At 65.9% G+C, this 25,819-nt stretch carries 23 protein-coding genes and 1 pseudogene; 12 read left to right on the top strand and 12 right to left on the bottom strand.

Going from position 1 to position 25,819, the window contains the following annotated elements:
- Window positions 1–112: 112 nt before the first annotated feature.
- The 3 genes from mfd to F0U63_RS06825 all read left to right on the top strand — a co-directional run bounded on the left by mfd (window position 113) and on the right by F0U63_RS06825 (window position 5,280).
- Window positions 113–3,694 (top strand): transcription-repair coupling factor, encoded by a 3,582-nt coding sequence (mfd, locus tag F0U63_RS06835; RefSeq protein ID WP_395844911.1) that lies wholly within the window; start codon window positions 113–115, stop codon window positions 3,692–3,694.
- Window positions 3,695–3,841: 147 nt separating this feature from the next.
- Window positions 3,842–4,537, top strand: coding sequence for a hypothetical protein (locus tag F0U63_RS06830; protein ID WP_395844909.1), 696 nt, complete (start codon window positions 3,842–3,844; stop codon window positions 4,535–4,537).
- Between the two features lie 8 nt (window positions 4,538–4,545).
- Window positions 4,546–5,280 (top strand): uracil-DNA glycosylase family protein, encoded by a 735-nt coding sequence (locus tag F0U63_RS06825; RefSeq protein WP_395844907.1) that lies wholly within the window; start codon window positions 4,546–4,548, stop codon window positions 5,278–5,280.
- Window positions 5,281–5,348: 68 nt separating this feature from the next.
- On the opposite strand, the gene F0U63_RS06820 is transcribed toward F0U63_RS06825, so the two are convergent.
- Window positions 5,349–6,062 carry a double-CXXCG motif protein gene (locus F0U63_RS06820; RefSeq protein WP_395844905.1) on the bottom strand — a complete coding sequence of 238 codons (714 nt, stop codon included), beginning with the start codon at window positions 6,060–6,062 and terminating at the stop codon, window positions 5,349–5,351.
- Between the two features lie 4 nt (window positions 6,063–6,066).
- Window positions 6,067–6,750, bottom strand: coding sequence for a TIGR02269 family lipoprotein (locus tag F0U63_RS06815; protein ID WP_395844903.1), 684 nt, complete (start codon window positions 6,748–6,750; stop codon window positions 6,067–6,069).
- A 223-nt stretch (window positions 6,751–6,973) separates the two neighbouring features.
- Between F0U63_RS06815 and F0U63_RS06810 the strand changes: the two genes are divergently transcribed.
- Window positions 6,974–7,444, top strand: coding sequence for an NUDIX hydrolase (locus F0U63_RS06810; RefSeq protein WP_395844901.1), 471 nt, complete (start codon window positions 6,974–6,976; stop codon window positions 7,442–7,444).
- 49 nt (window positions 7,445–7,493) lie between these two features.
- On the opposite strand, the gene F0U63_RS06805 is transcribed toward F0U63_RS06810, so the two are convergent.
- Window positions 7,494–7,637: an alpha/beta fold hydrolase gene (locus F0U63_RS06805; RefSeq protein ID WP_395844899.1), complete on the bottom strand. Its 144-nt coding sequence runs from the start codon at window positions 7,635–7,637 to the stop codon at window positions 7,494–7,496.
- 5 nt (window positions 7,638–7,642) lie between these two features.
- The gene (locus F0U63_RS06800) at window positions 7,643–8,056 is read right to left on the bottom strand and encodes a DoxX family protein (RefSeq protein ID WP_395844897.1); all 414 of its coding nucleotides are present in this window, start codon (window positions 8,054–8,056) and stop codon (window positions 7,643–7,645) included.
- A gap of 405 nt (window positions 8,057–8,461) precedes the next feature.
- On the opposite strand from F0U63_RS06800, the gene F0U63_RS06795 reads away from it, so the two are divergent.
- Entirely contained in the window at window positions 8,462–9,229 is a 768-nt protein-coding gene (locus F0U63_RS06795) for a zinc-dependent metalloprotease (protein ID WP_395844895.1), read from the top strand.
- A 48-nt stretch (window positions 9,230–9,277) separates the two neighbouring features.
- Here F0U63_RS06795 and F0U63_RS06790 read toward each other — a convergent pair whose 3' ends face one another.
- Window positions 9,278–9,598, bottom strand: coding sequence for an alpha/beta fold hydrolase (locus tag F0U63_RS06790; RefSeq protein ID WP_395844893.1), 321 nt, complete (start codon window positions 9,596–9,598; stop codon window positions 9,278–9,280).
- Between the two features lie 38 nt (window positions 9,599–9,636).
- The gene (locus tag F0U63_RS06785; protein WP_395844891.1) at window positions 9,637–10,275 is read right to left on the bottom strand and encodes a glutathione S-transferase family protein; all 639 of its coding nucleotides are present in this window, start codon (window positions 10,273–10,275) and stop codon (window positions 9,637–9,639) included.
- 482 nt (window positions 10,276–10,757) lie between these two features.
- On the opposite strand from F0U63_RS06785, the gene F0U63_RS06780 reads away from it, so the two are divergent.
- Window positions 10,758–11,651, top strand: a complete 894-nt coding sequence (locus F0U63_RS06780) for a zinc metalloprotease (protein ID WP_395844889.1) — start codon at window positions 10,758–10,760, stop codon at window positions 11,649–11,651.
- 67 nt (window positions 11,652–11,718) lie between these two features.
- On the opposite strand, the gene F0U63_RS06775 is transcribed toward F0U63_RS06780, so the two are convergent.
- Window positions 11,719–12,909, bottom strand: a complete 1,191-nt coding sequence (locus tag F0U63_RS06775) for a cytochrome P450 (RefSeq protein ID WP_395844887.1) — start codon at window positions 12,907–12,909, stop codon at window positions 11,719–11,721.
- A 110-nt stretch (window positions 12,910–13,019) separates the two neighbouring features.
- A complete protein-coding gene (locus tag F0U63_RS06770) occupies window positions 13,020–13,547 on the bottom strand; it encodes a TetR/AcrR family transcriptional regulator (RefSeq protein ID WP_395844885.1) in 528 nt (175 codons plus the stop codon).
- 78 nt (window positions 13,548–13,625) lie between these two features.
- Between F0U63_RS06770 and F0U63_RS06765 the strand changes: the two genes are divergently transcribed.
- Window positions 13,626–14,489, top strand: a complete 864-nt coding sequence (locus F0U63_RS06765) for an SDR family NAD(P)-dependent oxidoreductase (protein WP_395844883.1) — start codon at window positions 13,626–13,628, stop codon at window positions 14,487–14,489.
- Window positions 14,490–14,556: 67 nt separating this feature from the next.
- On the opposite strand, the gene F0U63_RS06760 is transcribed toward F0U63_RS06765, so the two are convergent.
- Together F0U63_RS06760 and F0U63_RS06755 are read right to left on the bottom strand one after the other, a co-directional pair.
- The gene (locus tag F0U63_RS06760; RefSeq protein ID WP_395844881.1) at window positions 14,557–16,413 is read right to left on the bottom strand and encodes a thiol-activated cytolysin family protein; all 1,857 of its coding nucleotides are present in this window, start codon (window positions 16,411–16,413) and stop codon (window positions 14,557–14,559) included.
- A gap of 782 nt (window positions 16,414–17,195) precedes the next feature.
- Window positions 17,196–18,137: a glycoside hydrolase family 19 protein gene (locus tag F0U63_RS06755; RefSeq protein WP_395844879.1), complete on the bottom strand. Its 942-nt coding sequence runs from the start codon at window positions 18,135–18,137 to the stop codon at window positions 17,196–17,198.
- Window positions 18,138–18,441: 304 nt separating this feature from the next.
- On the opposite strand from F0U63_RS06755, the gene F0U63_RS06750 reads away from it, so the two are divergent.
- Together F0U63_RS06750 and F0U63_RS06745 are read left to right on the top strand one after the other, a co-directional pair.
- On the top strand, window positions 18,442–20,259 hold the full coding sequence (locus tag F0U63_RS06750; protein ID WP_395844877.1) for a serine hydrolase domain-containing protein: 1,818 nt from the start codon (window positions 18,442–18,444) through the stop codon (window positions 20,257–20,259).
- Window positions 20,260–20,352: 93 nt separating this feature from the next.
- Window positions 20,353–21,795, top strand: a complete 1,443-nt coding sequence (locus tag F0U63_RS06745; RefSeq protein WP_395844875.1) for a serine hydrolase domain-containing protein — start codon at window positions 20,353–20,355, stop codon at window positions 21,793–21,795.
- 16 nt (window positions 21,796–21,811) lie between these two features.
- Here F0U63_RS06745 and F0U63_RS06740 read toward each other — a convergent pair whose 3' ends face one another.
- Window positions 21,812–22,921 carry a DNA alkylation repair protein gene (locus tag F0U63_RS06740; protein WP_395844873.1) on the bottom strand — a complete coding sequence of 370 codons (1,110 nt, stop codon included), beginning with the start codon at window positions 22,919–22,921 and terminating at the stop codon, window positions 21,812–21,814.
- Between the two features lie 168 nt (window positions 22,922–23,089).
- Here F0U63_RS06740 and F0U63_RS06735 point away from each other — a divergent pair, with 168 nt between their 5' ends.
- From F0U63_RS06735 to F0U63_RS06725, 3 genes and pseudogenes are all read left to right on the top strand, one after another.
- Window positions 23,090–23,560: an NUDIX hydrolase gene (locus F0U63_RS06735; RefSeq protein WP_395844871.1), complete on the top strand. Its 471-nt coding sequence runs from the start codon at window positions 23,090–23,092 to the stop codon at window positions 23,558–23,560.
- 306 nt (window positions 23,561–23,866) lie between these two features.
- Complete coding sequence (locus F0U63_RS06730) at window positions 23,867–24,259, top strand: helix-turn-helix transcriptional regulator (protein ID WP_395844869.1); 393 nt, start codon at window positions 23,867–23,869, stop codon at window positions 24,257–24,259.
- Between the two features lie 178 nt (window positions 24,260–24,437).
- Window positions 24,438–24,953 (top strand): annotated as a pseudogene (locus F0U63_RS06725) (efflux RND transporter permease subunit); the annotation flags it as partial.
- A 6-nt stretch (window positions 24,954–24,959) separates the two neighbouring features.
- Here F0U63_RS06725 and F0U63_RS06720 read toward each other — a convergent pair.
- Complete coding sequence (locus F0U63_RS06720; protein ID WP_395844867.1) at window positions 24,960–25,787, bottom strand: OmpA family protein; 828 nt, start codon at window positions 25,785–25,787, stop codon at window positions 24,960–24,962.
- Window positions 25,788–25,819: the final 32 nt, after the last annotated feature.

The raw sequence follows: 25,819 nt of genomic DNA, 5'->3' as shown, positions 1-25,819 counted from the left end.
AACCAGGCGCCCGGGCTCCCGGGTGACCTGCACTCGTCGCTTCCCGCGCTCTTCCGTTGACCCCCTGGGGTCCGGCTCCTAATTACCGGTAGGCGCCTCGCGGCGTCTCCGGATGGACACTCCTTTTACCCAGAAACTCGATGCGGAGGGCCTGCGCGCGCCTCCAGTGGCCGGTGACCCCGTGGCGCGCCTCGTGGAGCTGCTGCGCCCCGGCCAGCGCGTCCGCACCCAGGGACTGCAGGGGGCGGGACGGGGCTATGCGCTCGCCCGGCTGCTGCGCACCCTCAAGGCGCCCCTGGTGTGTATCGCCCCCGATGAGGAGGCCGCGGACGCCCTCGCCCACGATCTCGCCTTCTTCCTGGGAGGCCCGGGCACGCCCCGCGAGCCCCGTGTCCTGCGGATGCCCGCGGACGAAGTCCTCCCCTACGACGAACTCTCCCCGGACGCGGACGTCGTCGCGGACCGGCTCGGCGCGCTCTTCCACCTCAACCAGGGCACCCGCGCGCCCGCGCTCGTGCTGTCCCTGCGCGGACTCTTGCGCAAGGTGCTGCCGCCCCAGGTGATGAAGGAGCTGTCCGAGCGGCTGAGCGTGGGCCAGGACTTCGACCGCGACGAGCTCGCGCGCAAGCTCGCCCACATGGGCTACCAGTCCAGCCCCCTCGTCGAGGACCTGGGCACGTTCTCCGTGCGCGGCGGCATCATCGACGTCTTCAGCCCGCTCTACGACAAGCCCGTCCGCATCGAGTTCTTCGGCGACACCCTCGAGTCCATCCGCGTCTTCGATCCGGAGACCCAGCGCACGGTGGATCCGCTCAAGGAGATCATCCTCCTGCCCGCGCGCGAGGTCATCTTCTCCGAGAAGACGCGCGTGCACGCCGAGGCGGCCGCGCGCGCCGTGGCCGATCGCATCAACCTGCCCACCTCGAAGCTGCGCGAGCAGCTCGACGCCCTCCACGAGGGACTGCCCGGCTTCGGGCTCGAGGCGCTGCTGCCCGGCTTCTTCCCGGGGGGACTCGGCACCATCTTCGACTACCTGGCGCAGTGGAGCGCGGAGCCGCTCTTCTACCTGGATGATCCGCTGAGCCTTGAGCGCGCCGCCGAGGACCTGTGGGCCGACATCACGCGCTCGGCCCAGGCGGCCCACGAGCGCCAGGATCTCGCCCTGCCGCCCGAGGAGCACTTCCTCACCCGGGAGCAGGCCGAGCAGCGGCTGCGCGCCTTCCGGGTGATGGAGGGTGGAGGCCTGTCGCTCTCCCAGGGCGAGCCCCCCGTGCACTTCTCGTACGGCACGACCCAGGACGTGCGCGAGGCCATCCTCGCCCACCACGGAGAGGAAGGCGCGCTCACCCCGCTCATCGAGCGGCTGCAGCGCTGGCGCGACAGCCACATCCCCTGCGCCGTGGCGTGCGGCACCCTGAGCCAGGCGGACCGGCTCAAGCGCCTGCTGCTCGACCGCAACGTCATGGTGCGCGTGCACACCGATCCGCTCGCGGACGCGGCCCGGCTCTACGATCCCGCCATCTCCGCCCACCTCTTCGCGCTCGAGGTGAGCCACGGCTTCGTGGACCCGGCGCCCGGGGGCTTCGCGCTGCTGTCGGACGAGGAGATCTTCGGGGCCCGCTCGCGCCGCCGCGCGCGGCGCTCCAAGAGCCTGGATGCCTTCGCGGCGGGCTTCAAGGATCTCAAGGAAGGCGACCTCATCGTCCACACCGACTTCGGCATCGGCCGCTACCAGGGCCTGACGAAGATGCAGGTGAACAACGTGCCCGGGGACTTCCTCGTCCTCGAGTACGCGGGCAAGGACAAGATCTACCTGCCGGTGGGGCGCATGCGGCTCATCCAGAAGTTCACCGGGGGAGATCCCTCCCAGGTGACGCTGGACAAGCTGGGCACGACGTCCTGGGAGAAGACGAAGAAGAAGGTCAAGGAGCAGCTGCTCAAGATGGCGGCGGATCTGCTCAACATCGCGGCGGCGCGGCGCGCGCACCCGGGCCACGCCTTCTCGCCGCCGGACCGCTACTTCGCCCAGTTCGAGGCGGACTTCGAGTTCGAGGAGACGCCGGACCAGGCCAAGGCCATCGAGGACGTGCTGGCGGACATGCAGAAGAGCGAGCCGATGGACCGGCTCGTGTGCGGCGACGTGGGCTATGGCAAGACGGAGGTGGCGATGCGCGCCGCCTTCAAGGCGACGTTGGATCGCAAGCAGGTGGCGGTGCTGGTGCCCACCACGGTGCTCGCGCAGCAGCACTACCTGTCGTTCAAGAAGCGCTTCAAGGACTACCCCGTCACGGTGGAGGTCATCTCCGGCCTGAAGAAGCCGCCCGAGGTGCGTGAGCTGCTCAAGCGCGCCAAGGAGGGCAAGGTGGACATCCTCATCGGCACGCACAAGCTGCTGGGTGGGGACGTGGCGTTCAAGGACCTGGGGCTCTTGGTGGTGGACGAGGAGCAGCGCTTCGGGGTGAAGCACAAGGAGCAGATCAAGCGGCTGCGCTCGCAGGTGGACGTGCTGACGCTGTCGGCCACGCCCATTCCGCGCACGCTGCACATGGCCATGTCGGGCGTGCGCGAGATGAGCATCATCGCGACGCCGCCGCAGGACCGGCGCGCCATCCGCACCTTCGTGATGAAGTACGACCCGGCCACCATCAAGGAGGCCATCGAGCGGGAGCTGGCCCGCGGCGGCCAGGTCTTCTTCGTGCACAACCGGGTGGAGTCGCTGCCCGCCACGGAGAAGCAGCTGCGCGAGCTGATGCCGCAGCTCACCATCGGCGTGGCGCACGGGCAGATGGGCGAGGGGCAGCTGGAGAAGGTGATGCTCGACTTCACCGAGAAGCGCTACCAGGTGCTCCTGTGCACGAGCATCATCGAGAGCGGCATCGACATCTCCAACGCCAACACGATGATCGTGGATCGGGCGGACACGTTCGGCCTCGCACAGCTCTACCAGTTGCGCGGACGCGTGGGCCGCTCGCGCGAGCGCGCGTATGCGTACCTGCTGGTGCCCTCGCGCCGGACGGTGAGCAAGGACGCGCAGCGGCGGCTGGAGGTGCTGCAACGCTTCACCGAGCTGGGCGCGGGCTTCTCCATCGCCAGCCATGACCTGGAGATCCGCGGCGCGGGCAACCTGCTGGGCGCGGCGCAGTCGGGCTCCATCTCGGCCATTGGCTTCGACATGTATGCACAGTTGCTCGAGGAGGCGGTGGCCGAGGTGCGGGGCGAGCCACCCCAGGTGCGCATCGAGCCCGAGGTGACGCTGCCCATCGCGGCGCTCATTCCCGACGACTACGTGCCGGACGTGCACCAGCGGCTGGTGTTCTACAAGCGCTTCAGCCAGGCGGGCACGCCGGACGAGGTGCAGGACCTGCGCTCGGAGCTGGTGGACCGCTTCGGCGAGGCGCCGGACGAGGTGGACAACCTCTGCGAGCAGGCGCTGGTGAAGATCGACATGCGCGAGCTGCGCGTGCGCGGGCTGGAGGGCGGGCCGGGCCGGCTGTCGGTGATTCTGGGTGGGGACGCGCTGCTGGATGGCGCGAAGCTGCTGGCGCTGGTGCAGCGCTCCAAGGGCTACTACCGGCTCACTCCGGACATGAAGCTGCTGGTGAAGCTCGGGGCCGAGGTGAAGGGCCCCGCGCTCATCGCCGAGGCCAAGAAGGTGATGAGAGACCTCTTCACCTGCGCCCAGCCCCAGCATTAGGCGATTGACGCACAGCTCAGGCGCCACCCGTCAGCGGCTCTCCTCGGCCCTTCTTAAGCTTACCCTCGTTCCGGTCACATACGCCTCGGGTGGCATTCCGAAAGCGAGAGGCTCTCGATTACTCTGGGGCTCCTCACTGGAGGTTCGATGCCCGGCCACTTCAAGTTCGTCCATTACGACTCAAAGGAGCTGACCGCTGCGGGTGCTCAGTTGGTAGATGCCATGGCTCGCGGTTACGACCGGAACATGGAACCGCCCACAGAGGTGTGGACCGAGTTGGTCCTCGACTGGTTCGCTTGCGCTGCAAGTACATTCTCTGGCCAGCCCGTACTCGTAGATGCACGCGCACGGGAGGTCCGTGAGGACTGGCGTCCCTTCTTCGCGAGCCTGCGCGACATCCCCATGCGCAACACGCGGGCGGAGTTCCTTCTAGACCTCACGCACTCGACCTACCCTGACTTCACCGGTCGGTACTATAATGATGCTTATTGGGATGAAGTGCTCCTCAAGGAGCGAGAGGTCCTGCTTGGCCTGGAATCTGAGTGGGGGCGGTTCGGCGACGTGCGGCACACGCGGGTGAAGGTCCTCGAGGAGGCCGTCAAGCTCGCGGCCATTCGCGCGCGCACCAAGGTCCTCGTCTTCGGTTCCAACAGTCAAAAGCAGTGCGACCACCTGCTCGCTGATGTTGCTCTCCTGCGGTATCAAGCACGAGACGCAGCACCCTGGCTGCTGATAGATGTGCCATGGACTCAGAGGGGCCGCTCCTGGCAGCCATCCTCCCATGTCCTGGTAGGTACCGAGCGCCCCACTCATCGTCTGCTCGGCTCCGACACAGTCACGTGAGGCTGTCGGTGAACGAGTTTCACTCATTCATCCAGGATATCCATCTCGCCGCGGAGATGGCTCGTGACGAACTGGCGCGGCGTGACACACTCAGACCGCACATCGACACGAGTCGCTCCATTCCGCTTCCGTTCGTGGGTGGCGGTGACATCCGACTGGTCGTCTTGGGACAAGACCCCACCATCAAGAACGAGGCCAGTAGAGAGAATATCCGTACTGTACTGAACCTCGATAAGCCCGGTGCGTTGCGCCGGTACATCGAGCAGATCGCCAAGGCATTGGGGCTGGAACTGGAAAACGTCTACGCGACCAACGTCTGCAAGCACTTCTTCCGCAATCCTCCCTCAGTCATCCTCAAGTCGCATGGTCAGAACGTCCTTCAGCAGGGCTCAGAGCTGACGCTTCCCATCCTCCAGAGGGAACTTGCCCGATTCGCCGATGCAACCGTGGTGAGCTTAGGTGAACCAGTGTTGAGTGCCCTCGTGTGCAACGGAGGCTCCCTCTTCGTGCGAGTCTACTGGGGATACGATGAGCCTCGGAGAATGATGTCTGCTATTCCGGCCAGACACTCACGGCTGGAGCGCACTATCTATCCACTACCACATCAGCCTGCGCTCAGGCTCCACTTCTACAAAAGCAACCTCGACCAATTCCTCCGATTCATACGGCAGGACGCCGAGAGAGCTGCACTCTCGTCCCATCAGGCCCCCATGCGCGAGGCAGTGCGAGAACCGCATGAATAGTAGTTAGCTACGAGTCGTCTGACCCCGTGCCTGTCTGAGGCGGCAATCCACAATCCAGATGGTCGACTTCAGCGCGTGGGCAGCTCGCGGAAGTCGACCTCCTCCAGATCAAGGCGCCTGACCGTGTCGATGAAGCGCTCAGTGGCGATGAAGATGGTCTCGAAGTCGCTCAGCCGGAACAGGTCGGTGTGAGCCGGAAGCGACGCTGCATCCAGGATCGGGTCCTCCGGAAAGGCGAAATCGTCCCAGCCGCACTTGGGGCACCTGGGGGGCCGCTCCGGCGTGCAGTCCGGATGCAGCCGGCCATGGGGAGGAATCTCCAACTCCAGCAACTCGGGGGGATTCCGCTGCCGGAAGCGCAGCTCCGTTCGGAATCCTCGCAGGCCCCGCACTCCCGCGACCCGCAGCCGCTCCAGTGCCTCGGGATGCACCAATGGCATCTCGGCGTAGTAGAAGAATAGCGGGCTGAATGTACCGGTGGCCGTGCCTACCAGTGGGCCGAATTTCGTTCCAGGGAGCAACGGGCTCTCGGGAGGCACGAGGGGCCGCACCCGCTCACGTAGCCGCGTGAACTCGTCGAATGGCTCCGGTCTGGGTACCTCGTACTCGCCGCGCTCGGTGAGGGCAGACACGTCCACGCCCGGATACGCGGTGAAGCCCCCCGCCCAGGTGGCTTTGCATTCAGGACAGCGAAGCCCGGGAAGGGCCCACTTGTGCGTGGCGCTGAGGTGACCTGTGTACCTTGATTGTCTTGGTGCCCGGAGCCGATAGAACTTCGTCATCTCATCACCTCACCTGACCGCCGTGGCGGTATGGCACGATGGGGCCCGTCAGTTCAAAGCGGAAGATGAGCACCCCTGCATGGCGGTAGATCGCTTCGGGTGTCGCATTGGGACGGGCCTCTTTGAAATCCGCCCAGGCTTGGTTCCACAGGCCGCCGCGAGGTCCTCCGCTATAGAGGCGGATGTGGACGTATTCGGGAATGACGATGGTGAATTCGTGAATGTCCCCCACGCCTTGTCGCTGAAACCACTCCCGGAGTTCCTGGGCCTGGGGAAAGACGTGGTGCTTGACCCAGCGGCCTGGAGGCAGTGCGAAGGGCGGAGGCTTGGGGTCGAAATGGCGGTTGAAACGGAAGGTGAGGACGGGCTCGCGATCTCGCGGCCAGCCACCGGGTTGGCCCCACCATCGGCGCGGGGAGGCGGGTGAGGCGCCCGGGATGTAGATGGTGCCGCCACCCCGGTACGCCAGCAACACCTCGCGGGGCACCACGTCCCGACAGATGAAGAATCCGCACTCGTCTCCATCCTCGCGGCACAAGAGGACGAGACTCCGCTCGTCCTCGCAGCCGGCCTCCCACGAGTCCACCACCATCGGTGGCTCAGGGTCTTCATGGACAAAGCGGCTCGAAACCGCACACGCGCTGAGGAGCCCGAGCAATAGCAACCAGGATTTCGACAGGATTCGCATGCGTCATCGGAGCCTACTGTGCAGCGGATCTCCGAAGAACTGCTGGGAGGAGGCGGAGGGGCCTCTGGTCCGGAAGAACTGTGCGTCGCTCAACATCTCATGATGAAGCTCCCTCTGAAGCCAAAGCGAGCCGCAGGTTCACGTGGAACGAGGTCCTGGACATCGTCGCGTATCGCATGAGGAGCTATGGTGTCTCGATGGAGTTCATCCGAGGGAGAGGACAATGAGCGGCGGACAGGCGTGGCGGGGAAACTGGACGGTCCGCCTGTACGAGCGGGTCCGTGAACGCGGCTACGATTCGCTCACCGCCTTCGCGAACGCTCGCCCCACCGCCTCACTGGTGGCGCTAGCCAGGGAGCTTGGCGAGGACGACGTCGCTGGGGTGCAGGTGTTGCGCGGGCTGCTCGCCGAGGCGGAGCAACGCAAGCAGGTCACACGCTTTGTACGCGATGTGCTTGTGCGTGAACTGTCAGAATGTCTTCCCGACGGCTGGCCAGCCGTGCTGGATGACGCCAATCGATTCAAAGTGGCCAAGGCTCTCGGCTCGTGGTTTGCGGACACTCCAGAAACCCATAGGGACCGTGCCGACAAGGCTAGCGATGCGCTCCTCGCCACACCACCACCGCCTGGCTGGCGTCCGCTCGGACCCGACGACGAGTTGCTGCGCACGCTCCTGCCTGACCAGGAGGCTTGAACTTTGTCTTTGTGCCTGCGTCCTCACCCCATACGTGCGGGGCCCACCCTCACACCGACAGGAAGGCGTTGACGTCCCCGGCGACCTCCACCGGGTACTGGAACAGGAAGGCGTGTGCCGAGTCCGGGTAGATCTTGATCCTGGCGTTGGGGATGAGCCCGGCCATGAGGTGGCTGAGCCGGGTGGGGCTCATATGGTTCAGCCGCGCATGGTGAGCAAGCCCACCAGGGAGACGAGGAAGTAGGGCACCAGGCCCGCGGCGCCCGCGTAGTCCTTGGCCATGCGCTGGCCGAAGAAGAGAGCCACGAAGGACAGCCCCGAGAGGGCCGCGCCCCACATGGCCACCCGCGTGGCGCCAGAGAGCACCAGGAACACGACCCCGGCCGCGCTCAGCGCGCCGGCGGCCAGCTCCAGCACCGTGAGGGTGGCCAGCAGCAGCGGCACCACGCCACGCAGGGGGCTCTTGGCGAAGTGTCCGGTGAGCCACCCCAGGTTTCCCTTCCAGTCGATGACCTTGTCGAGGCCGGACTGGAGGAAGGTGATGGCCAGGAAGAGCGCACACAGAATCTGGACGAGCCAGAGAGAGAAGAGGTTCGAGTCGAAAGACGGCATGGGCACGCACTCTATCCCGGCTCGATACACTGGAAGTGCATTCACACCACGCATGGTGTATCCTCCCCATCACCGGTGGCGCGGCCCCCTCGAACCCGGGGTGTGGGCCCCTTGTCCGATTGTCGGGCACTCTGTCCGAGACTCGGACGGTCCGGTGCCGTGCGCGTAAATCTTTGCACCCACAAGCGATTCACCAGGAAACGTCAGGACTCTTTACAAGAAGTCCCGGGACGATGGGTGCAGCCATGCTCCAGGGCTTCTCGGGGATGGCTCGCCAAGTCCCTGTTTTCCGGTTTGCCCAGGTGTTGGTCCGAGGGTTGCTCCTGGAAAGGGGCGCGCGGTCGCGGCTGGGTCTCTCCAGGCGGCGGCGCTCAACCCCTGTCGTCCCTCGAAAAGGAAGCCCCCATGCGCAAGCTCTCCATGGCGTTGCTGGCCGGTGTTGCCCTCGTCGGTTGCGGTGTCGACCCGCAGGCCGAGCAGCAGGAGATCATCTCCAACCTGGTCGAGGCCGGGTTTCCCGCCAACGACATCATGGTCCACGAGGATGCCGTGTACGTGGGACTCGACGCGCATGTGACCCTCGAGGCGTCGCGCGAGATGCTCCAGCCCGGCAGGGGGAGCGCGGAGCAGTACCGGACGACCAATCTCGTCGACACCAGCGTCGTGAAGAAGATCTGCGTCGTTCCCACCTCCCAGTTCAACAGCTACAGCCAGCTCAGCGCCGGGCTGGATGCGGCCATCGCCAATTACAATGGCCTGGGGCTCAGCTTCACCCTGGCGCGTGGCTCGGCCTCCGACTGCAGCGTGACCATCAGCGCGAAGACCACGTCGGGCGCCGGCGGCTCCGCTGGATTCCCCCAGGGTGGCAAGCCCTACGGAACCATCAACATCGGCACCGGGCTGCAGAGCTACAGCGTTGACGTGAACGAGCACGTCATCACCCACGAGCTCGGCCACACGATCGGTTTCCGCCACTCGGACTACTACGACCGGTCCATCAGCTGCGGCGGCTCCGCCACCAACGAGGGCGCCTCCAACGTGGGTGCCATCCTCATCCCCGGGACGCCGAGCACGGCCAAGGTGGGCGGGTCGATCATGAACTCCTGCTTCCGCTCGTCCGAGACCGGCGAGTGGACCAGCTCCGACAAGACGGCGCTGGACTACCTCTACTGAGCGGTTCTCGGTGCGGCACCGAGCGGAACACGAGCGCCGGGCCCGCCCTCACGCCGACAGGAAGGCATTGACGTCCCCGGCGACCTCCACCGGGTACTGGAACAGGAAGGCGTGTGCCGAGTCCGGGTAGATCTTGATCCTGGCGTTGGGGATGAGCCCGGCCATGAGGTGGCTGAGCCGGGTGGGGAGCATGAGGTCATCATCCCCCTGGATGACGAACGTGGGCTGCTGGATGGCGGTCAGGCGCTGCAGCTTGCCATGGTCGGGAATGCCCCAGTCCAGGACCGCATCGTACTGCGCATCGCGGGCGGCCAGCGAGCTGGGCTGGTCGCGCTCCACGCCGCGCTGCATGAAGCGGCCGAGATCCATTCCTTGGCGCCGTGCGTGGACGCCCCGGAAGAGAGCCGTTAGCGCTTGCCCTGGCCGCCCATGTCGAGGGCCTGGCCACGCTGGATGGCGCGCTGATAGGCGGGGCGGGTGTGCAACCGCTCGAGATAGGCGCCGAGATTGGGAAAGGGCTCCAGGGCGCCCGTGGACCGCGCCACTTCCAACACGAAGCACATCTGGATGTCGGCGGCGCTGAAGCCGTTGCCCACCAGGAAGTCCCGCTCCCCGAGCGCTCCCGAGATGTAGCCCAGGTGATTCGTCACCTCGCTGGAGATGCGCGGCTTGAGTGGCGCGCCGGCCTCGCCCAGACGGCCCACGTACACCCCGAGAATCAAGGGCAGCATGGCCGAGCCCTCGGCGTAGTGCAGCCAGTGCACGTAGGCGTCGTACTCGGCTGAGTCCGGAGCGGGCGCGAGCCGGCCCTGGCCATGGCGGCGCACGACGGAGTCGATGATGGCACCGGACTCGGCGAGCACCCGTCCGTCGTCTTCGAGGAGCGGGGACTTGCCGAGCGGATGGATGGCCTTGAGTTCAGCGGGCGCGAAGTTCGTCTTCGGGTCGCGCGGGTAGATGACGAGTTCGTAGTCGAGCCCCAACTCCTCCAGGAGCCAGAGGATGCGCTGCGAACGGGAATTCACGAGGTGGTGCAGTTTGAGCACGGAGCGACTCCTTTGCGGTTCACGTCCAGGATATGCGAGGACCCACCTTGCCCCACCGGACGAAGTTCACGAGCTGCGAGACCGCCGCTCGAGGAGCCATCACGGGTCGAGGGTTGCCGCGCTCATCCTGACCGGACTCCGGTGACTGCCCGCGCCGCGGGTGGGATGACGCGCCGCGAAGACGACGGCGTGGCACGGCCACACGCCAGCAGCAGGGAAAGACATACGCGCAGAGAGGTGGGAGCACTCATCGGGTGCGGCTGACAGCCACGTTCTTCCGGAAGGCACGGCGTCAAGAGGCGCCGGGCGCTGAGCGACCAACACCGCCCGCGAAATGATTGCCTTTCCGATGTTCAACTCCGGCTTCAGCTTTGATGTCAAACATTGCTGCACCAAGGCATGAGAATTTGAGAAGGGGGGATTGTATTGGATATGTGTTTGGGGCTATTCCGTTGTTCCCAACTTTTTTCAAGGAGCGGGGAATGTCGCGAAACCTCTTTTCGAAGAATGGCCAATTCGCCCTGGTGATGGGCTCGCTGGTTGCCTTGAGTGGGTGCAACGACAGCACCGAGACCAAGGAGACGGCTCAGGCGGAGGTGGTCACGCAAGACGTGAGAGGCTGCGCGACGCCCCGGCTGAGCCCCGAGCAGCAGGCCCAGGTCGAGAGCCGCTTCGCGCAGGAGCTGGCCGGCCGGACGAGGGAGCTGCGCACGGCCCGCTCGGTGAACATCCCCGTCTATGTTCACGTCATCAACAAGGGCACGGGCGTGACCAACGGTGACATCACCTCGACGATGATCACCAATCAGATCAGCGTGCTGAACAACGCGTATGCCAACACGCCGTACTACTTCACGCTGGTGTCGACGGACCGCACCACCAACTCCACCTGGTTCACCGCGCAGCCCGGCACGACCGCCGAGGCCCAGATGAAGAACGCCCTGCACAAGGGAACCCAGAAGGACCTGAACCTCTACTTCAACGGCATGGGTGGCGGCCTGCTGGGGTGGGCGACCTTCCCCTGGGACTACGCCTCCAAGCCGCTGATGGACGGCGTGGTGGTGCTCTACAGCTCGGTGCCCGGCGGCACGGCGGCTCCGTTCAACCTGGGAGACACGGCCACCCACGAGGTCGGCCACTGGGTTGGCCTGTACCACACGTTCCAGGGCGGCTGCGCGGCCCCGGGTGACTCCGTGAGCGACACCCCGGACGAGGCCTCCCCCGCTTCCGGTTGCCCGACGGGCCGAAACACCTGCGCCACCACGGGGAACGACCCCATCACCAACTTCATGGACTACTCCGACGATGCCTGCATGAACACGTTCTCCGCGGGACAGATTTCCCGCATGGACAGCATGGGCATCACCTACCGGTAGCACGAGCCCCGTAGCCGTCGAAGCGGCTCGAGCCCAACAAGGCCACGGCCCTTCGACGGCACCTGCCTCAGGCGGGGATGAACCGGAGCGGCAGGCGTTGGGGTCCACGAACCGTGATGGCCTGGCCCCAGCTCAGCTCCGTGGAGGTCCGCGTGAAGCCGCTGAAGCGGGAGAGCAATGCCTCCAGACCGCAGCGCGCTTCCATCCGGGCCAGCTGCGCGCCAATGCAGTAATGGACGCCATACCCGAAGGAGAGGCCGGGCTGCCCGCGGTGGACATCGAAGCGATCGGGCTCGGTGTAGTGGCGCTCGTCCCGGTTGGCCGAGGCGAGGAGGGCGAGCACCACGTCCCCCTGGGGAATCCTCACCCCGGAGAGCGTCACGTCTGAGGTGGCAACGCGCAGCAAGGCCTGGACGGGAGCCTCGTAGCGCAGCATCTCCTCGACGAACCCTGGCACCAGCGAGGGCTGCGCGCGCAACCGGGCCTGTTCCTCCGGACGCTCGGCCAGGAAGAGCAGGGAGTGGCCCAGCAGATGGACCGTCGTCTCCAGGCCCGCGATGAGCAGGAGCACCAGGAAGTCGACGATCTCCCGATCCGTCAGGGATTGACCGTCCACCTCCGCGCGGATCAGATCACTGACCAGATCATCGGCGGGGGAGCGGCGGCGGACTTCGATGACCTCGGAGATGTAGCGTGTCGCGTCCGCGATGGCGGTGAGCGTGCGCTGGGCGTGCTCGGGACCGTGGGGCACGGGCGTGACACTGGTGATGTCGTCCGACCAGTCCTTGAACCGATGATGGAGGGAGGCGTCCAGCCCGAGCAGCTCGCCGATGACGAAGGCGGGCAGTGGCATGGCGAACGAGGAGATGGCGTCCGCCTCGCCCTTCTCCGCCAGCTCATCCACGAGCCGGTTCGCGAGCTTCCGGATGCGAACCTCCAGCCGGCTGATGGCGCTGGAGTTGAAGGCCCGGCTCACCAGGGCACGCAGCCGGGAGTGCCCCGCCCCATCCAGCACGAGCATCGAGTTGGCAAGCGGGTTGTACCCCACCCACTCCGGTTGCCATGCCGCCTTGAATCCTTGCGAGGAGAAGAGCTGGGGATTCTTGATGACGAAGGCCACGTCCTCGTAACGGGAGATGGCCCAGAACCCGGCGGGCTCTACCTGGACGACGGGGGTGTCGCGGCGCAGCTCGGCATAACGGGGATGGGGGTCGGCCCGGAACTCGGGCGCGAGGATGTTCACACGTCGAGGCGTCACGGAGGGTCTCCAGTCCATGCACCGTCGAGTTGATTCGAAGGGTGCACGGGAAGACAATCCTCACACACTTTTCAACCAGTTGGAGGGTGGGCACGGCGCCCTGCCCAGTGTCACGGGCGGATGCCAGCGAGAACGATCTCCACGTAGCGCTGTGCGGCCTCCCTTGGCTGCGGACCCACCCGTGCCGCGAGCTCGATGCCGCAGACCAATCGCTTGAAATCACCTACCTCCATATCGGGTCTGATCACCTTCGCCTTTTTCGCGCGAGTGACGAGGGCTTCCACCTTCGCTTCCATCGCGCGGAATTCGTCCTTCGAGCCGGCGAGCACCCTGGCCACCAGCGGCCGGTGAACGACGAGCTCGACGGCCGCACGAAACAGCTCCTCGACAGCGGCGGTGACGTCTTCGTTCGCCACCGCGTGCTCGATGAACGCTCGAAAGTCCTCGAGCTGCTCTTCCACCAGACCAGCCAGCAACGCCTGTTGATCCGCGAAGTGCCGGTACACGGTGCCCACGCCGACCTCGGCCTTCTTCGCCAGCTCGTTGAAGGAAGGCACCTCGCCGTCCTTCGCCATGGCGCGCGCCACGGCGAGCAGGTGCGCCCGGTTCTGCTTCGCGTCCGACCGCTTCGAGGCCATGGCTGGAGGTTAGCACGGAAAGCGGATACGAAATCCGTTTTCGTTGCGGCGCGCGCGAAGCGGATTAATTATCCGCTCATGAGAACTCATCTCGTCACAGGGGCCAACAGCGGCCTCGGTCTGGAAACGGTGCGCGCGCTCGCGGGGAAGAACGAGCGCGTCATCATGGCGGTGCGCGACCTTGGCCGTGGAGAAGCAGCACGGGCGGAGATCCTCCGTGAGCACCCGAAGGCCGTGCTGGAACTCGAGCAGGTCGATCTCGCCGACCTCGACAGCGTGCGTGCGCTCGGCGCGAAGCAGCTCGGGCTGGACGTGCTGATCAACAACGCCGGCCTCGGCACCGCGCCGCTGCGCAGGACGGCCGAGGGCGTGTACGCGCAGTTCGGCGCGAACCACCTCGGGCATTTCCTGCTCACCGCGTTGCTGTTGCCGCAACTCGAGAAGGGCACCGACCCGCGGGTGGTGACGGTGTCCTCCGGCTTCGGCCGCAAGGGGAAGATGAACCTCGACAACCTCGACGCGAGCCAGGGCTACAACCAGGGCACGGCGTACATGCAGAGCAAGCTCGCCAATGCGCTGTTCGGCGCGGAGCTCGACCGCCGGCTCCGCGCGAGGGGCTCGCCGGTGAAGAGCGTGCTCGCGCACCCGGGTGTGGCGGCGACGCCGATGCAGCAGAAACCGACGGGATGGATGGGCGTCGTGTCACGCGCGGTCAGTGCGTTGCTCGGCCGGCCCGCGGCGAACGGTGCGTTGCCGACCCTCGAAGCGGCGGATGGCGCGAACGTGCGGAGCGGCGAAGTCTACGGCCCGGGCAAGGGGAAGACCGACCCCGCGCGCAGAGAAGAGCCCTGGCCATCCATGCGTGACCTCGAAGGCGCGCGCGCCCTGTGGGAACGCTCGGAGCAGCTCACGAAGACGCGCTTCCTGCCCGCCTCCCCCTGATGGATGAAACGAGACGAGCCCGCGCGATTGCTCCGCGCGGGCCCGCTCCGTCCTGCATCGACCTTCGTCAGTACCGGCGGATGACATCACCCGTGTATTGGTTCACGTTGAGCACCCACACCGGATCCTTCGAGTGGCAGTACGTGCAGGAGTAGTAGTCCTCGAACTTCAGCACGTTGTCCACGAAGACCTTCAGGCGAACCCGGCCCTGGTAGGACTTGAGGAAGCCGGGCTGGCCGACCGTCATCGTCACCTTGAGTTCGTCATCGGAGCCGATCAGGTGCTGGTTGATCTCCCCGGACGCGTAGCCGTTGGAGTACATGACCTCATTGAAGACGGTGCTGCCGGTCTTGCGGACATAGGCGCGGCTCTCCTTGTACGAGTCGGACAGTTCCACGCGGATCTTCTTCACACCGGGGCAGGTGCGCTCCGTGTAGCTGGTGGTGCGCGACATGGTGGCGAACTGATCATCCCAGCGCCGCAGCTCGTAGCCCACGGGCTTGAGGGTGACGAGCGGCACGTTCACCAGGGTGAAGTAGTCCTGCCAGTTGCCGGACTTGATGGTGGCCACCTGGGGCTCGGCCGGGCCACCGTACCCGAAGACGCGCAGCGTGCTCTCGTTGATGATCTTCTTCTGATCGGCGCTCGCGGAGGCGCTGGTGCTGCCGTACACCGCGTTGACGGCGGCCTGAAGATCCTGCTTCGAGGAGGTGGACGTCACGGAGAAGATGAGCATGCGGCCGTAGGTCACCGCGCGGACGTAGGTGGGCAGGTTGTCGTAGCCCAGCTCCCCCATGTTCCCCAGGGTCTCCAGGTCCGAGGTGCCGAAGTAGCTGTTGAACTGGCCGGCGGCGGGCGTGTAGCCGCCCAGGTCCTGGAAGACGGTGAAGAGGCTCTGGGTGAAGCGGACGAAGACGGTGTTGCTCTGGCTGGTGTTGAGCGAGCTGAAGGTGGCGTTGATGTTGCCGCCCAGCACCTTGGCGTCCAGCTTGAACTTCACCGCGGCCTCCTCCAGCGTGGAGGCGCTCTGCATGTCGAAGTACACCGTGGACTGGGTGACGCCGCCCTGCGCCTGGGCCGACTGGATCATCTGGCCGACGGCGCCATACACGTCCGTCGCGGTGGCGGCGGGAGCCGTGGCCGACTGGAAGAAGGTGGCCACCAGGTTCACCGGCTTGCGCTGGGTGTACGGCACATGGATGGGCGACAGCGAGCCCACGCCCAGGTTGATGTACCGGCCCTGGTTGAGCGCGGACGGGAAGAGCAGACCCGCGCCCGCGTCGAAGTTCACCAGCTCCTCGGGGTTGTAGCTCGCGTCCACCTGGCGCAGCTGACAGCCGTTGGCATCAGGCGCCAGGGGCGTGACCGTCTGGGTGGGGCCGCTGTTGGCCCAGATGCCACTCTGGAACAGCTTGTTCACGAAGTCCTGCACGCCAGAGGTGCCCGTGGGATAGGCGAACGAGCGGAGCCTGTAATTGGTTTGCAGGTACGTGTCGATGTTCGGGACACCCGCCACCATGGGCGACACACCCAGCTGCTGGGACTTCAAATACAGGTCACTGATGGGCGCCTTCTGCGGCGTGCCCGGCACGTTCAGGATGTCCGGGTTGTAGCAGGTGCCGCAGTCCATCTCGCAGCTCGAGCAATCCTCACCGTAGGACGCATCACAGTACCCGTCACCGCAGTAGGAAGAGTAGCCACAGTCCTGGGGGCACCAGCCCTGCTCGTCAATCGAGCACATGTAGTCGCCGCAGTAGCCATAGGGATCCATGGGCTCCGCGTAGCGCTGCTCACTGACCTCGCCGCCCTGCCGGGCCATGAACTCGCGGCCGGCCTGGGCCATCTTCTGCTGCGGAGAGGACTCCTCCTGCTCAACCCCACCACAGGCCGTGAGGGCACCTCCCAGCAGTACAGTGAGAAGCAAGGCTCCTGGTTTCAGATGTCTGCTCTGTCTCATGGTCTGTGGACGCACAGCGGCCTCTCGGCAACGCCGTCGCGCATGCTCCATTTCGGGGTGAGAGGACGGGCTGCGTGGCGGAAACCCGCGAAAGCCCGATTCAGGGTTTATCACAGTTTCCGAGAAAGTAACAACCGGCCTGGAAAATTACACCGGCCGTCCTACTCGATGCGCCCCGTGTGATTCGAAGGTCCGGCGCGTGCCCCCTCCAGTTGGATGGGATGCCGACACGTGACAGCGCCGCGTCCAGACGGGAGACGATGGCCTCCACCGCCAGGGACAAGCGTGAACTCCAGTTCGGGGCCGTGGACGCCCGCCCTCATCGTCGAGGACGAGCGTCCCTGAACCTACAGGCGCCCGATCAGAGGCACGCCCACTTCCGCGCGGAAGCCGTGCACATACAGGTCTTCCCCGCGGAGGAATCGCTGACACAGCAGGTTCGCGTGATGCCAGGCTGCGTGCAGTCCTGCCAATGGAGATACGAGCACGAGTCGCTCGTGGCACAGAGGGCACTCTCGCCTTGCGCCGCGGACTCCTCGCCTTGCTCGACCTCCGTTCCTCCACAACCCGCCACGACGGAAACGACAAGTGTTGCGAGAATGAGCAGCGAGCGCTTCATGTTGACTCCGATGTCCAAGGGTTTGTCCGTCACCGTACAGACCTCGTGAAACACCGTCAATCCATTGCATTCGCTCGCGCTGCACAGGGCCCCAGGCCGCGCGGAACCTGGGGCCTTTTGTTTCTTCGGTTCAGCAGCCGGTGTTGCCACCGGGGCTCACGCCGAGCATGTCAGTGAAGCGCAGGTAGTTGTTCACGCGGCTCTGGACCTGGGCGGGATTGCGGCCATTGCACTCGAGGAAACCGTTGATGGTGCGAATGGTCTCACCGAAGCCGGCTCCGGAGACGATGGCGTCATGCGCCGTCCTGGAGCCCGCGCCCGTCTGCGTCATCCAGAACCAGAGGGCGCTCCGCCAGGCGGCGACCGCATCCCGCGAGAGCAGGTCCGGGTCGTTCTTGAGATCCAACCCCAGCGCGTTGCCCGCGGCGCAGTAGTTGCCATTCCACGACAGCTGGATGGGACCCCGGCCATAGTACGACTTACCCGGCGCACAGCCGCAGCCCGGGGGACCCCAGCTCGTGTCACACATGACGCTCTTGTTGATCTCCTCGATGTACACGAGGTGACCGGTCTCGTGCGCGACGTTGGCGAGGAAGGCCGCCACCTCGCGCTTGCGGGTTTCGACATCACCCGTGGTAGCGAACGTGGGGAAGGTCCGCGCCGCGTCGAACAGCGACTCGAACGAGTAGAACGGGTTGCGGCCGGGGAACATGTTGTGGAACATGGCCGGACTGAGCACCCCACCCACCCCAGGGCTGGCAGGGCCACCGCCTCCGTCACCTCCACCGCCGCCATTGCCTCCACCATCGCATTGACCGCCCGTCGACCACAGCGACGGCGCCGCTACGGGATTCCAGCCGCAACCCGCGCAAGGGGTATGAGCGACCAGCGCCGTATAGCTCGCGCCACCGTAGGTGACGACATCTCCCGCGCTGTAAGCCGTTCCTTCCGCCCAGGCGCCTCGACACGCCGCCGCCTCCGCTGCTCGCGGAACAAGTACCATCGCCATGGAAGAGAACAGCAGCGCCGCGAACAAGAACTTCTTGGCGATGTCACAAAACCCCTGACGCATATCCAGCTTCTCCTCTGCCGTTGAGTGTTGGGACGCGGCCCGGGACGGTGGGCCCGCCCGAGCCGATGACGAAGCTACGGCGCCTATGAGTGGCCCCTTTATTTTTTCGGGTTTTATGGCGTTTTGGAGCCCAACCTCTGGTGACCTCGTCTCCCCTCCGCGCCAGGGCTCCTCGTTTTCTCATACTCTACTAATTCCTCATGTTTGCTTGAATACATGTCTGATTTTGGATGGGCCCATTGTGGAGGTGACAGCATCACGGAGTCGCGGTGTTCCAGGGCGAGTTGGAACACAGGAGCGACTCATGAACCGCGAACACACCTTCACACGCAGGCAGACACTCTACGGTTGCACGGCGCTGCTCGGCTTCGGCCTCCTCGTCGCTGGCTGCGATGACCACCCTCTCCCCTCCGAACCCCCCAAGGAGACCTACGCCGAGGTGAAGGCGGAGCTCAGCCGGCTCATCGATTCTGGCATGGCGGAGGGCAAGGTCCCCGGGTTGAGCATCGCGCTGGTGGATGACCAGGAGGTGGTGTGGGCACAGGGCTTCGGCTTCGCGGATGAGGTCGCGCGGCGTCCCGCCACCGCCGAGACCCTCTATGAGATTGGCTCGACCAGCAAGGTCTTCACCGCCACGGCCCTGATGCAGCAGGTGGAGCGGGGCCGCGTCGCGTTGGACAGGCCCATCCAGGAACTCATCCCGGACTTCACCCTTCAGTCGCGCTTCCCGGAGAGCGGCCCCATCACCCCACGCAACCTGCTGACACACCACGCGGGGATTCCCGAGCAGTACGTCGGGGGATTCACCCCGAAGGTGTTGACGCTGCCAGAGCGGATGGAGTTGCTCCGGGAGGATCACCAGGCCTATCCGGCGGAGCGGATATGGGCCTACTCCAACACGGGCCTCGTGGTCGCTGGCCGGGCGCTGGAGATGGCCTCGGGCATGGAGTTCACCGCCGCGATGAAACAGAACCTGCTGGGCCCGCTGGGCATGAGCCAATCCTCGTTCCGGGTGGAGCCTCACATGGAGCCCAACATGTCGGTGGGCCATGGATCACTGGCCACCAGTGACGCTCCGCCGCACTGGCTGGACGGCGAGGGCCCCGCGGGCAGCATGCGCAGCTCGGTGCTGGACATGAGCCGCTTCATCAAGATGCTGCTGGCGAACGGCAAGGCGGGCGAGACGACCCTCTTGCGGCCGGAGACCTTGCAGGAGATGTGGCGGCAGCAGAACGCCGGCGTTGCGCTGGACCTGGACACCCGCGTCGGCATCACCTGGTTCCTGGACGATCTGCCGCTGACCAACGGCCAGTCCGCGCGGATCGTGCACCACGGTGGCGCGACCCTGTTCTTCCGCTCCATGCTGGCGCTGCTGCCCGAGCACAAACTGGGCGTGATGGTGCTCTCGAACACCAGTGCCGCCCAGGCGCTCACGCCGACCATCGCCGAGGAGGCGCTCGCGCTGGCCTTGAAGGCCAAGACGGGACTGGAGGTGGTGGCCCGTCCGCGAGAGCCCCAGGTGCAGCCTGTCACCCGGCCAGTGGAGGAGCTCCGGGCGCTGGAGGGCTTGTACGCCACCGATCTCGGCCCGATGAAGGTGGCCGTGGAGAATGGAGATCTGGTGGGCAACCTCACCGAGCTCCGGCTCGTCCTGGCGCCACACCAGCAGGGCCTCTTCAAGACCGAACTCCAGGGCACGCCCCTGTGGCTCTCGTTCGATCGCATCGACGGTCATGATGTCGTCCTGATCCAGGGCTCCGAGCCCAGGTTGTTGTGGAGCGGCCGCCGGTTCCTGGGCGAACGCATCACCCCCTCCGAGCTGCCTGAGTCCTGGAAGAGCTGGCTGGGCCAGTACAGCGTGCCGCAAGGCGCCCCCCGGGAGTTCTTCGAGAGTGCCAGACTGAGCCAGGGGGAAGGTGTCCTCGTCCTGAATCTTTCCAGCGCGATGCTGGGAGAGACTTCCACTTTGTTGCTGAAGCCGGACGGTGAGGAGCATGCCATCGTGCTCGGGCTGGGCCGTGGCAAGGGCGAGGTCGTGCGCTTCCAGAGGCAGGGAGAAGCACGGTTCCTGATCACCAAGGGCATTCGCATGCAGCTGACATCGCTAGAAACAAGCCGTTGAAGCGGGGAGTAACGCTTCGCCGGGTCTGGGGTGTTCCGTTCGGGACTTCATTCACTTTCAACCCCCGCCCCCCCGCGGGGAAGAGGTCCCCCGATGCTGAAACGCTCCCTTGTTCCCCTGGTGCTCGGCTCCCTCCTGAACTCCGGGTGCTCCGAAACAGCTCATCCGCCCCCGGGACAGTGCGACGCCCTGCCCACCGCGATGAAGGAGCGAATCGATCCCTTCGTCACCGAGAGCATGCGAACAGGACACATCCCGGGGCTCTCGCTCGTCATCCTCCAGGGTGGCCAGCCTGTCTGCCTCCAGAGCTACGGCCTGGCCAACGTGGAGAAGAACCAACCGATGACGCCGAATACACTGGTGTCCATCGGCTCCACCACCAAGGCGATGACAGCCCTGGCGCTCATGCAGCAGGTGGAGGCGGGTGCCGTGGACCTGGATGCTCCCGTGACGCGCTACCTGCCCTGGTTCCGCACGGCGGACGGACTCCAGAATCAAATCCTCGTCAAGCATCTGCTGTCACACACCTCGGGCCTGCCCAACGGCATGGCCTGGGATGGCGACCATGATGACGAGGCCCTCGAGCGCATGGTGCGCTCACTCGCCGAGGTGAAGCTCCACTTCCCGCCGGGTCAGCAAGAGGCGTACTCCAACGATGGACTCGCGGTGGCCGGTCTCATCGTCCAGACGGTGGCGGGCAGGCCCTTCGAACAACACATGGCCGGCTCCGTCTTCGAGCCGCTGGGCATGAGCCGCACCTTCATGGGGGCGGTCCCCGAACAAGAGCAGGACGTGGTCCAGGGCTACACGTGGACGCGGGGACAGTTGCATACGATGGCCCCGCCCTGGTCGAGAGCACACGTGCCCGCGGGCTCGGCGACCCACACCACCGCCGAGGATGTGTCCCGTTACTTCTCGGCCCTGCTCGCCCGGGGTGAAGCGCCTGGAGGCCGGGTGCTCTCCGCGCAGGGCATCGAGCGGATGTGGCAGCCCGCGGTGATGACCAGCAACGGGCCGTCCGCCAACGGGCTGGGCTGGGTGATCTCCGAGGAGTCCGGCCGGAAGCTTGTGTCGCATGGAGGCAACACCATCACCAGCAGCTCCAGCTTCAACCTGTTTCCCTCCGAGGGTCTGGCCGTGGGAGTACTCAGCAACCTCAACACGCCGGTCACGGAGCAGGTGGGCGCGGGCGTCGTCGCGCTGCTGTCCGGAAAGGAGCCGGTCAAGCCCGTGTCGAATGAACGGGCACCCAGCACCTTCGTGCCGGACACCTCCGTATGGCGGAACTACGTGGGCACCTACGACACGGCGATAGGCCCGCTCATCGTCTCCGTGGAGGCGGGCCACCTGTGGTTGACCATCGAGGCGGCCAGACCGCCCGTCCGCGGGGAGCTGGAGGCCTACGGCGACAATGATTTCGTCGAGCGGGATGAGCTCGGCCTGCTCGAGGGCATGAACGTGAAATTCAATCCCTCGCCGGACGGAGGCATGCTCCTGCTCCTCAACGACCAGCCCATCGGCGGTCGCGTTCCCTAGCCAAGGTCGGCGTTCATCAACCCACGACGGTGAAGCTCCCCAGGTCAGAGGCCCGGCCATTCACGAGCGCCTCGACCCGGTGCGTGCCCGCGTAGTGCTTGCGCGTCGTCATCGCGGCGAAGGAGATCGTCTTCTCGAGGGTGCAGGACGCTCCGGGGAGGAGATCCACCTTGCCCCCCTTGAAGACCTTTGGACTGGCCGAGCCATTCGATTTGATGAAGTGCACGGCGAAATCGACGATGGCCTGTTGTCGCGTCTCCGAGCGGTTGGTGACGGACAAGGCCATTTTGATGCTCTCGCCGATCCGGACCCGCTTGGATTGGAATGAGGCCGTCACCTCGAGCGCTCCGCCACCGCTGAACCCGAGCACCGAGAGCGCGCGTGTGTCCCCTCGTTTCACCGCCGAGCGGAGCGCATGGCGGATGATCCACAGCCGCTCCGGTGAGGCGCCTTGCTTCCACCGTGCGCAGGTGTCCACCAGGACATCCGGGTGGTCCTTGCCAATGTCATTCAGGTTGTTGGCGACGGAGCGCCGGACGTAGAGCTCCGGATCATCCTTGAGCAGCTCGAGCAGCTCGAGCACCGGACGTGGATCCTCCTGGAACGCGCGGAGCCGGGAAGCCCAGGGCAACCGGGGCCGCGAGCCCTCGGAGACGAGCCGCCGGACGTGGACGTTCGGATCTTTCGCCCACTGGGAGAGCCGCTCCAGGGTCTCTCGAGGATGGCGCTCGAGGAACGGCCGGATGGAGAACTCCGCGGTGAAGCGTTTGGTGAGCTCGTAGTGGGCTCGCATCGACGTCTCGAAATGGCCGAGGCCATGCTCCGCGACGTACATGGTGTGAGGAAGGTAGATGAAGACATCCATCCCCTGGCTGTCCGCGCCTTCGCGCTCCGGCCCGAGCGACCGCAGGAGGATTCCAGCCGCGCCCTCGAAGTCAGCGGGGAGCGCCCGGTGCATCGCCCGCATGATGTGGCGGGCACGGCCCAGGAGCTCATGTGTCTCGAGTCCCTCGGTGGCCTCGGCCAGGAAGCGCTGCCTCGGGAAGGAGGGATGGGCGGCTCGCAGCATGGTGGCGATGCGCTCCACCACGCTCCGGTCGAAGAAGGTCTTGAGCTGATCCGGCATGGGAATGGGGAGTTAGCGCGTCTCCGCAGCTGGCACCATGCTCGTCAGGGCTCCACCACGTCCTGCCCAAGGAGAAGAAGCGCGGCTTCACCAACGAGCTGGATATCGACCAGTTCTGCGTCAAGATGGAGCAGGCGCACCATGAGGCCATCCATGATGGAGAGGGCAATGAGCGAGGGACGCTCCTGGGACGGCAACTGGAAGGTCCGCCTCTACGAGCGGGTCCGCGAGCGCGGTCATGATTCACTCACCGCCTTCGCCGAAGCACGCCCCACCGCCTCGTTGGTCGAGCTGGCTGAGGAGCTTGGTAAGGATGATCTCAACGCAGTACAGGTGTTCAGCGGTTTGGTCGCCGAGGCGGAGCGGAGTAAGCAACTCACTCGTTTGGTGCGCGGACAGTTCGTTCGCGAATTGTACGAAACTCTCCCCGAGGGTTGGCCCGCCGAGATGGACGACGCAATTCGTTTCAAGATTGCCAAGGCGCTTGGCTTCTGGACCTCCTTCACCCCAGAAACCCATAAAGAGCGGGTCAGACAGGCCAGGGCAGTGCTCCGCGCCACACCGCCCCCACCCGGGTGGCGACCGCTCGGCCCCGACGACGAACTCCTGCTCACGCTCCTGCCAGACGAAGAAGCCTGAACTTCACCTCTGGAAAGCCCGTCTGACACGTGATGAAGCGCGGTCGAGTCACGTCTTCGCGACGGGACGTCACTCCTGAGGAAACGTCCGCATATTCGGACTACTTCCTCTTCTGGGTGGCAGCTCTGGTGGCGGGACACCTGTTCCATCAGGTCAAGCCCCGAGGTTGACCTCTCCGGTCATCCATTCCTTCCCTTCCACCTTTCATGGTGTTACCGTTGGAGGACCTTCAAGTGGAGCCTTGGACCCAACAGGTCCTCTCCGCGGCGCCGGAGCATCTCGCATGTCCTCGCGGAGGGAGCAGCGGTGAAGAACGAGCCGATGACGAAGAAGAAGCTGACCGTGCACCTGGGAGAAACGCTGCGAGCCGCCCGCGCCCGGGCGCAATGGACGCAAGCGGACGTGGCCGAGCGCGTGGGGGTGGCCACGGAAGTGTACGGGCGGATGGAGCGCGGCAACCTGACTCCCAGCGTCCCGATCCTGCGGGCCTTGTGTGGGGTGTTGAGGATGGATGCCGATGAGGCCCTGGCCCTGGAGTCCCGGAGGTCGACGGCCTGGTTGAAGGAGCAGTCCGCCCCCTCGGGGGAGGAATCGCCGCGGATGCGCCGCTTGATGCGCACGCTGCGCCAGATGGACAACAAGCAGTTGGTGGCCCTGAGCGTGGTCGCGCACACCCTGGCGTCATCGGCGGACGAGTAACTCCCCATGAAGCGCCAGCTTTCCGCCCCATGACACGGCAAGGCTTCATTCCCGGCGTGGTGAGTGTCCTCCTGGGCGCATGGGTGGCGGTAACGCCGGGCTGCCGGAGCGAGCCACCTCCAAGCTACCTCCGGCTCTAAGGAGCCGCCCCCGCGCTCGAAGCCCCACCGGATGCACGCGCCCGGCTCCTCGTCTTCTGGGCCTCGTGGTGCCCCTCGCCCTCGCGCTCGTCTTCACCCTGCTCTACCTCACCTACCGCCGGGTGCTGGATGCGCTGCGCATCCTCGCCAGCGTGCCCTTCGCCTGGGTGGGAGGTGTCCTGGCGCTGCTCGTGCGCGGACTGCCCTTCTCCCTCTCCGCGGCCGTGGGCTTCATCGCCCTGTCGGGGGTGTCGGTGCTCGGGGACATGGTGCTCGTCAGCCGCGTGCGCCAGTTGCTCGAGCGGGGCCTGCCACTCGGAGAAGCCCTGCGCGAAGCGGCCCTGTCCCGCCTGCGGCCGGTGCTGATGACCGCGGCCGTGGCCGCCATCGGCTTCCTGCCCATGGCGCTCAACACGGGAGTGGGCGCGGAGGTGCAGCGCCCCCTGGCCACCGTCGTCATCGGCGGCCTCCTGTCCTCCACCGTGCTCACCCTGCTCGTGCTGCCCGTCCTCTACTCCGTCTTCGGAGCCGGACGGGCCCGCGCGGACAGGTGAGGCGTCCTAGCGCGCCGCGGTGGCCTGCTCGCCCGGCGCGAGGACGATCTCGATGCGCCGGTTGAGGCTGCGGTTCTCCGGCGAGTTGTTGGCGGCGATGGGCTGATAGGGCCCGTAGCCCGCGGCGGACAGCCGGGTCGGGTCCACGCCCGCGTCCTGCAGCGCCCGCACCACCGCCATCGCCCGCGCCAGGCTCAGCTCCCAGTTCGTGGGGAACGGCCCCTTGGGATCCGTGGGCACGTCATCCGTGTGCCCCTCCACCCGGATGATCTTCCCCTGCACGCCCTTGAGCGCCTCGGCCACCTTCTTCAGCGCCGCCTCCCCCTCCTTGCCCACCCGCGCCGAGCCCGAGGCGAAGAGGATCTTGTCCTTGAGGTTCACCGTCATCCGGCCCTTGAGCTCCGACAGCTCCACCTTGCCCTCGGCGATCTCCTGCTCCAGGCTCTTGGAGAGGTTCTCGTACTCGGCGCTCTTCTTCTCCAGGGCCTCCTTGGCCTCGGCGAGCTTCTTCGTCGAGCGCGCCAGCTCCTGGTTGAGCGCCGTCAGCTCCGCGTTCTTCTGCTCCAGCGCCCGGCGCTCGGCCGTCCCCGCGGACAGTCCCGCCTCCGCGGTGTTCAGGCGCGTGTTCAACGCCTCCTTCTCCGCCTCCAGCCCCTTCACCTGCTCCTCCAGCTCCCCCACCTTCTGCTCGGCCGCCGTGCGCCCCGCCTTCTCCGCCTGGAGTTGTTCATCGAGCGTCCGCGCGTTCTGCATCGCCAGGTCGTACTTGCCCTGGGTGACGCAACCGGTGGTGAGCATGAACGTGCAAAGGGAGATCAGCAGCCTGGACCGCATTCGGGTTCTCCTGGAGTAGAGGTTGAAGCTCC

This window comes from Cystobacter fuscus (assembly GCF_044360685.1).
Lineage (GTDB): Bacteria > Myxococcota > Myxococcia > Myxococcales > Myxococcaceae > Cystobacter > Cystobacter fuscus_C.
The sequence above is the reverse complement of the archived record's forward strand: the minus strand, read 5'-3'. Positions and strand labels throughout refer to the sequence as shown.

What these genes read in the sequence shown, in the direction of transcription:
- F0U63_RS06765 (WP_395844883.1), top strand. Translation starts at nt 13,626, where the DNA reads ATGAGAACTCATCTCGTCACAGGGGCCAACAGCGGCCTCGGTCTGGAA.
- F0U63_RS06780 (WP_395844889.1), top strand. Translation starts at nt 10,758, where the DNA reads ATGTCGCGAAACCTCTTTTCGAAGAATGGCCAATTCGCCCTGGTGATG.
- F0U63_RS06790 (WP_395844893.1), bottom strand. Translation starts at nt 9,598, where the DNA reads ATGGATCTCGGCCGCTTCATGCAGCGCGGCGTGGAGCGCGACCAGCCC.
- F0U63_RS06805 (WP_395844899.1), bottom strand. Translation starts at nt 7,637, where the DNA reads ATGAGCCCCACCCGGCTCAGCCACCTCATGGCCGGGCTCATCCCCAAC.
- F0U63_RS06815 (WP_395844903.1), bottom strand. Translation starts at nt 6,750, where the DNA reads ATGCGAATCCTGTCGAAATCCTGGTTGCTATTGCTCGGGCTCCTCAGC.
- F0U63_RS06745 (WP_395844875.1), top strand. Translation starts at nt 20,353, where the DNA reads ATGCTGAAACGCTCCCTTGTTCCCCTGGTGCTCGGCTCCCTCCTGAAC.
- F0U63_RS06830 (WP_395844909.1), top strand. Translation starts at nt 3,842, where the DNA reads ATGCCCGGCCACTTCAAGTTCGTCCATTACGACTCAAAGGAGCTGACC.
- F0U63_RS06755 (WP_395844879.1), bottom strand. Translation starts at nt 18,137, where the DNA reads ATGCGTCAGGGGTTTTGTGACATCGCCAAGAAGTTCTTGTTCGCGGCG.
- F0U63_RS06740 (WP_395844873.1), bottom strand. Translation starts at nt 22,921, where the DNA reads ATGCCGGATCAGCTCAAGACCTTCTTCGACCGGAGCGTGGTGGAGCGC.
- F0U63_RS06720 (WP_395844867.1), bottom strand. Translation starts at nt 25,787, where the DNA reads ATGCGGTCCAGGCTGCTGATCTCCCTTTGCACGTTCATGCTCACCACC.
- F0U63_RS06750 (WP_395844877.1), top strand. Translation starts at nt 18,442, where the DNA reads ATGAACCGCGAACACACCTTCACACGCAGGCAGACACTCTACGGTTGC.
- F0U63_RS06770 (WP_395844885.1), bottom strand. Translation starts at nt 13,547, where the DNA reads ATGGCCTCGAAGCGGTCGGACGCGAAGCAGAACCGGGCGCACCTGCTC.
- F0U63_RS06795 (WP_395844895.1), top strand. Translation starts at nt 8,462, where the DNA reads ATGCGCAAGCTCTCCATGGCGTTGCTGGCCGGTGTTGCCCTCGTCGGT.
- F0U63_RS06735 (WP_395844871.1), top strand. Translation starts at nt 23,090, where the DNA reads ATGAGCGAGGGACGCTCCTGGGACGGCAACTGGAAGGTCCGCCTCTAC.
- F0U63_RS06820 (WP_395844905.1), bottom strand. Translation starts at nt 6,062, where the DNA reads ATGACGAAGTTCTATCGGCTCCGGGCACCAAGACAATCAAGGTACACA.
- F0U63_RS06800 (WP_395844897.1), bottom strand. Translation starts at nt 8,056, where the DNA reads ATGCCGTCTTTCGACTCGAACCTCTTCTCTCTCTGGCTCGTCCAGATT.
- mfd (WP_395844911.1), top strand. Translation starts at nt 113, where the DNA reads ATGGACACTCCTTTTACCCAGAAACTCGATGCGGAGGGCCTGCGCGCG.
- F0U63_RS06810 (WP_395844901.1), top strand. Translation starts at nt 6,974, where the DNA reads ATGAGCGGCGGACAGGCGTGGCGGGGAAACTGGACGGTCCGCCTGTAC.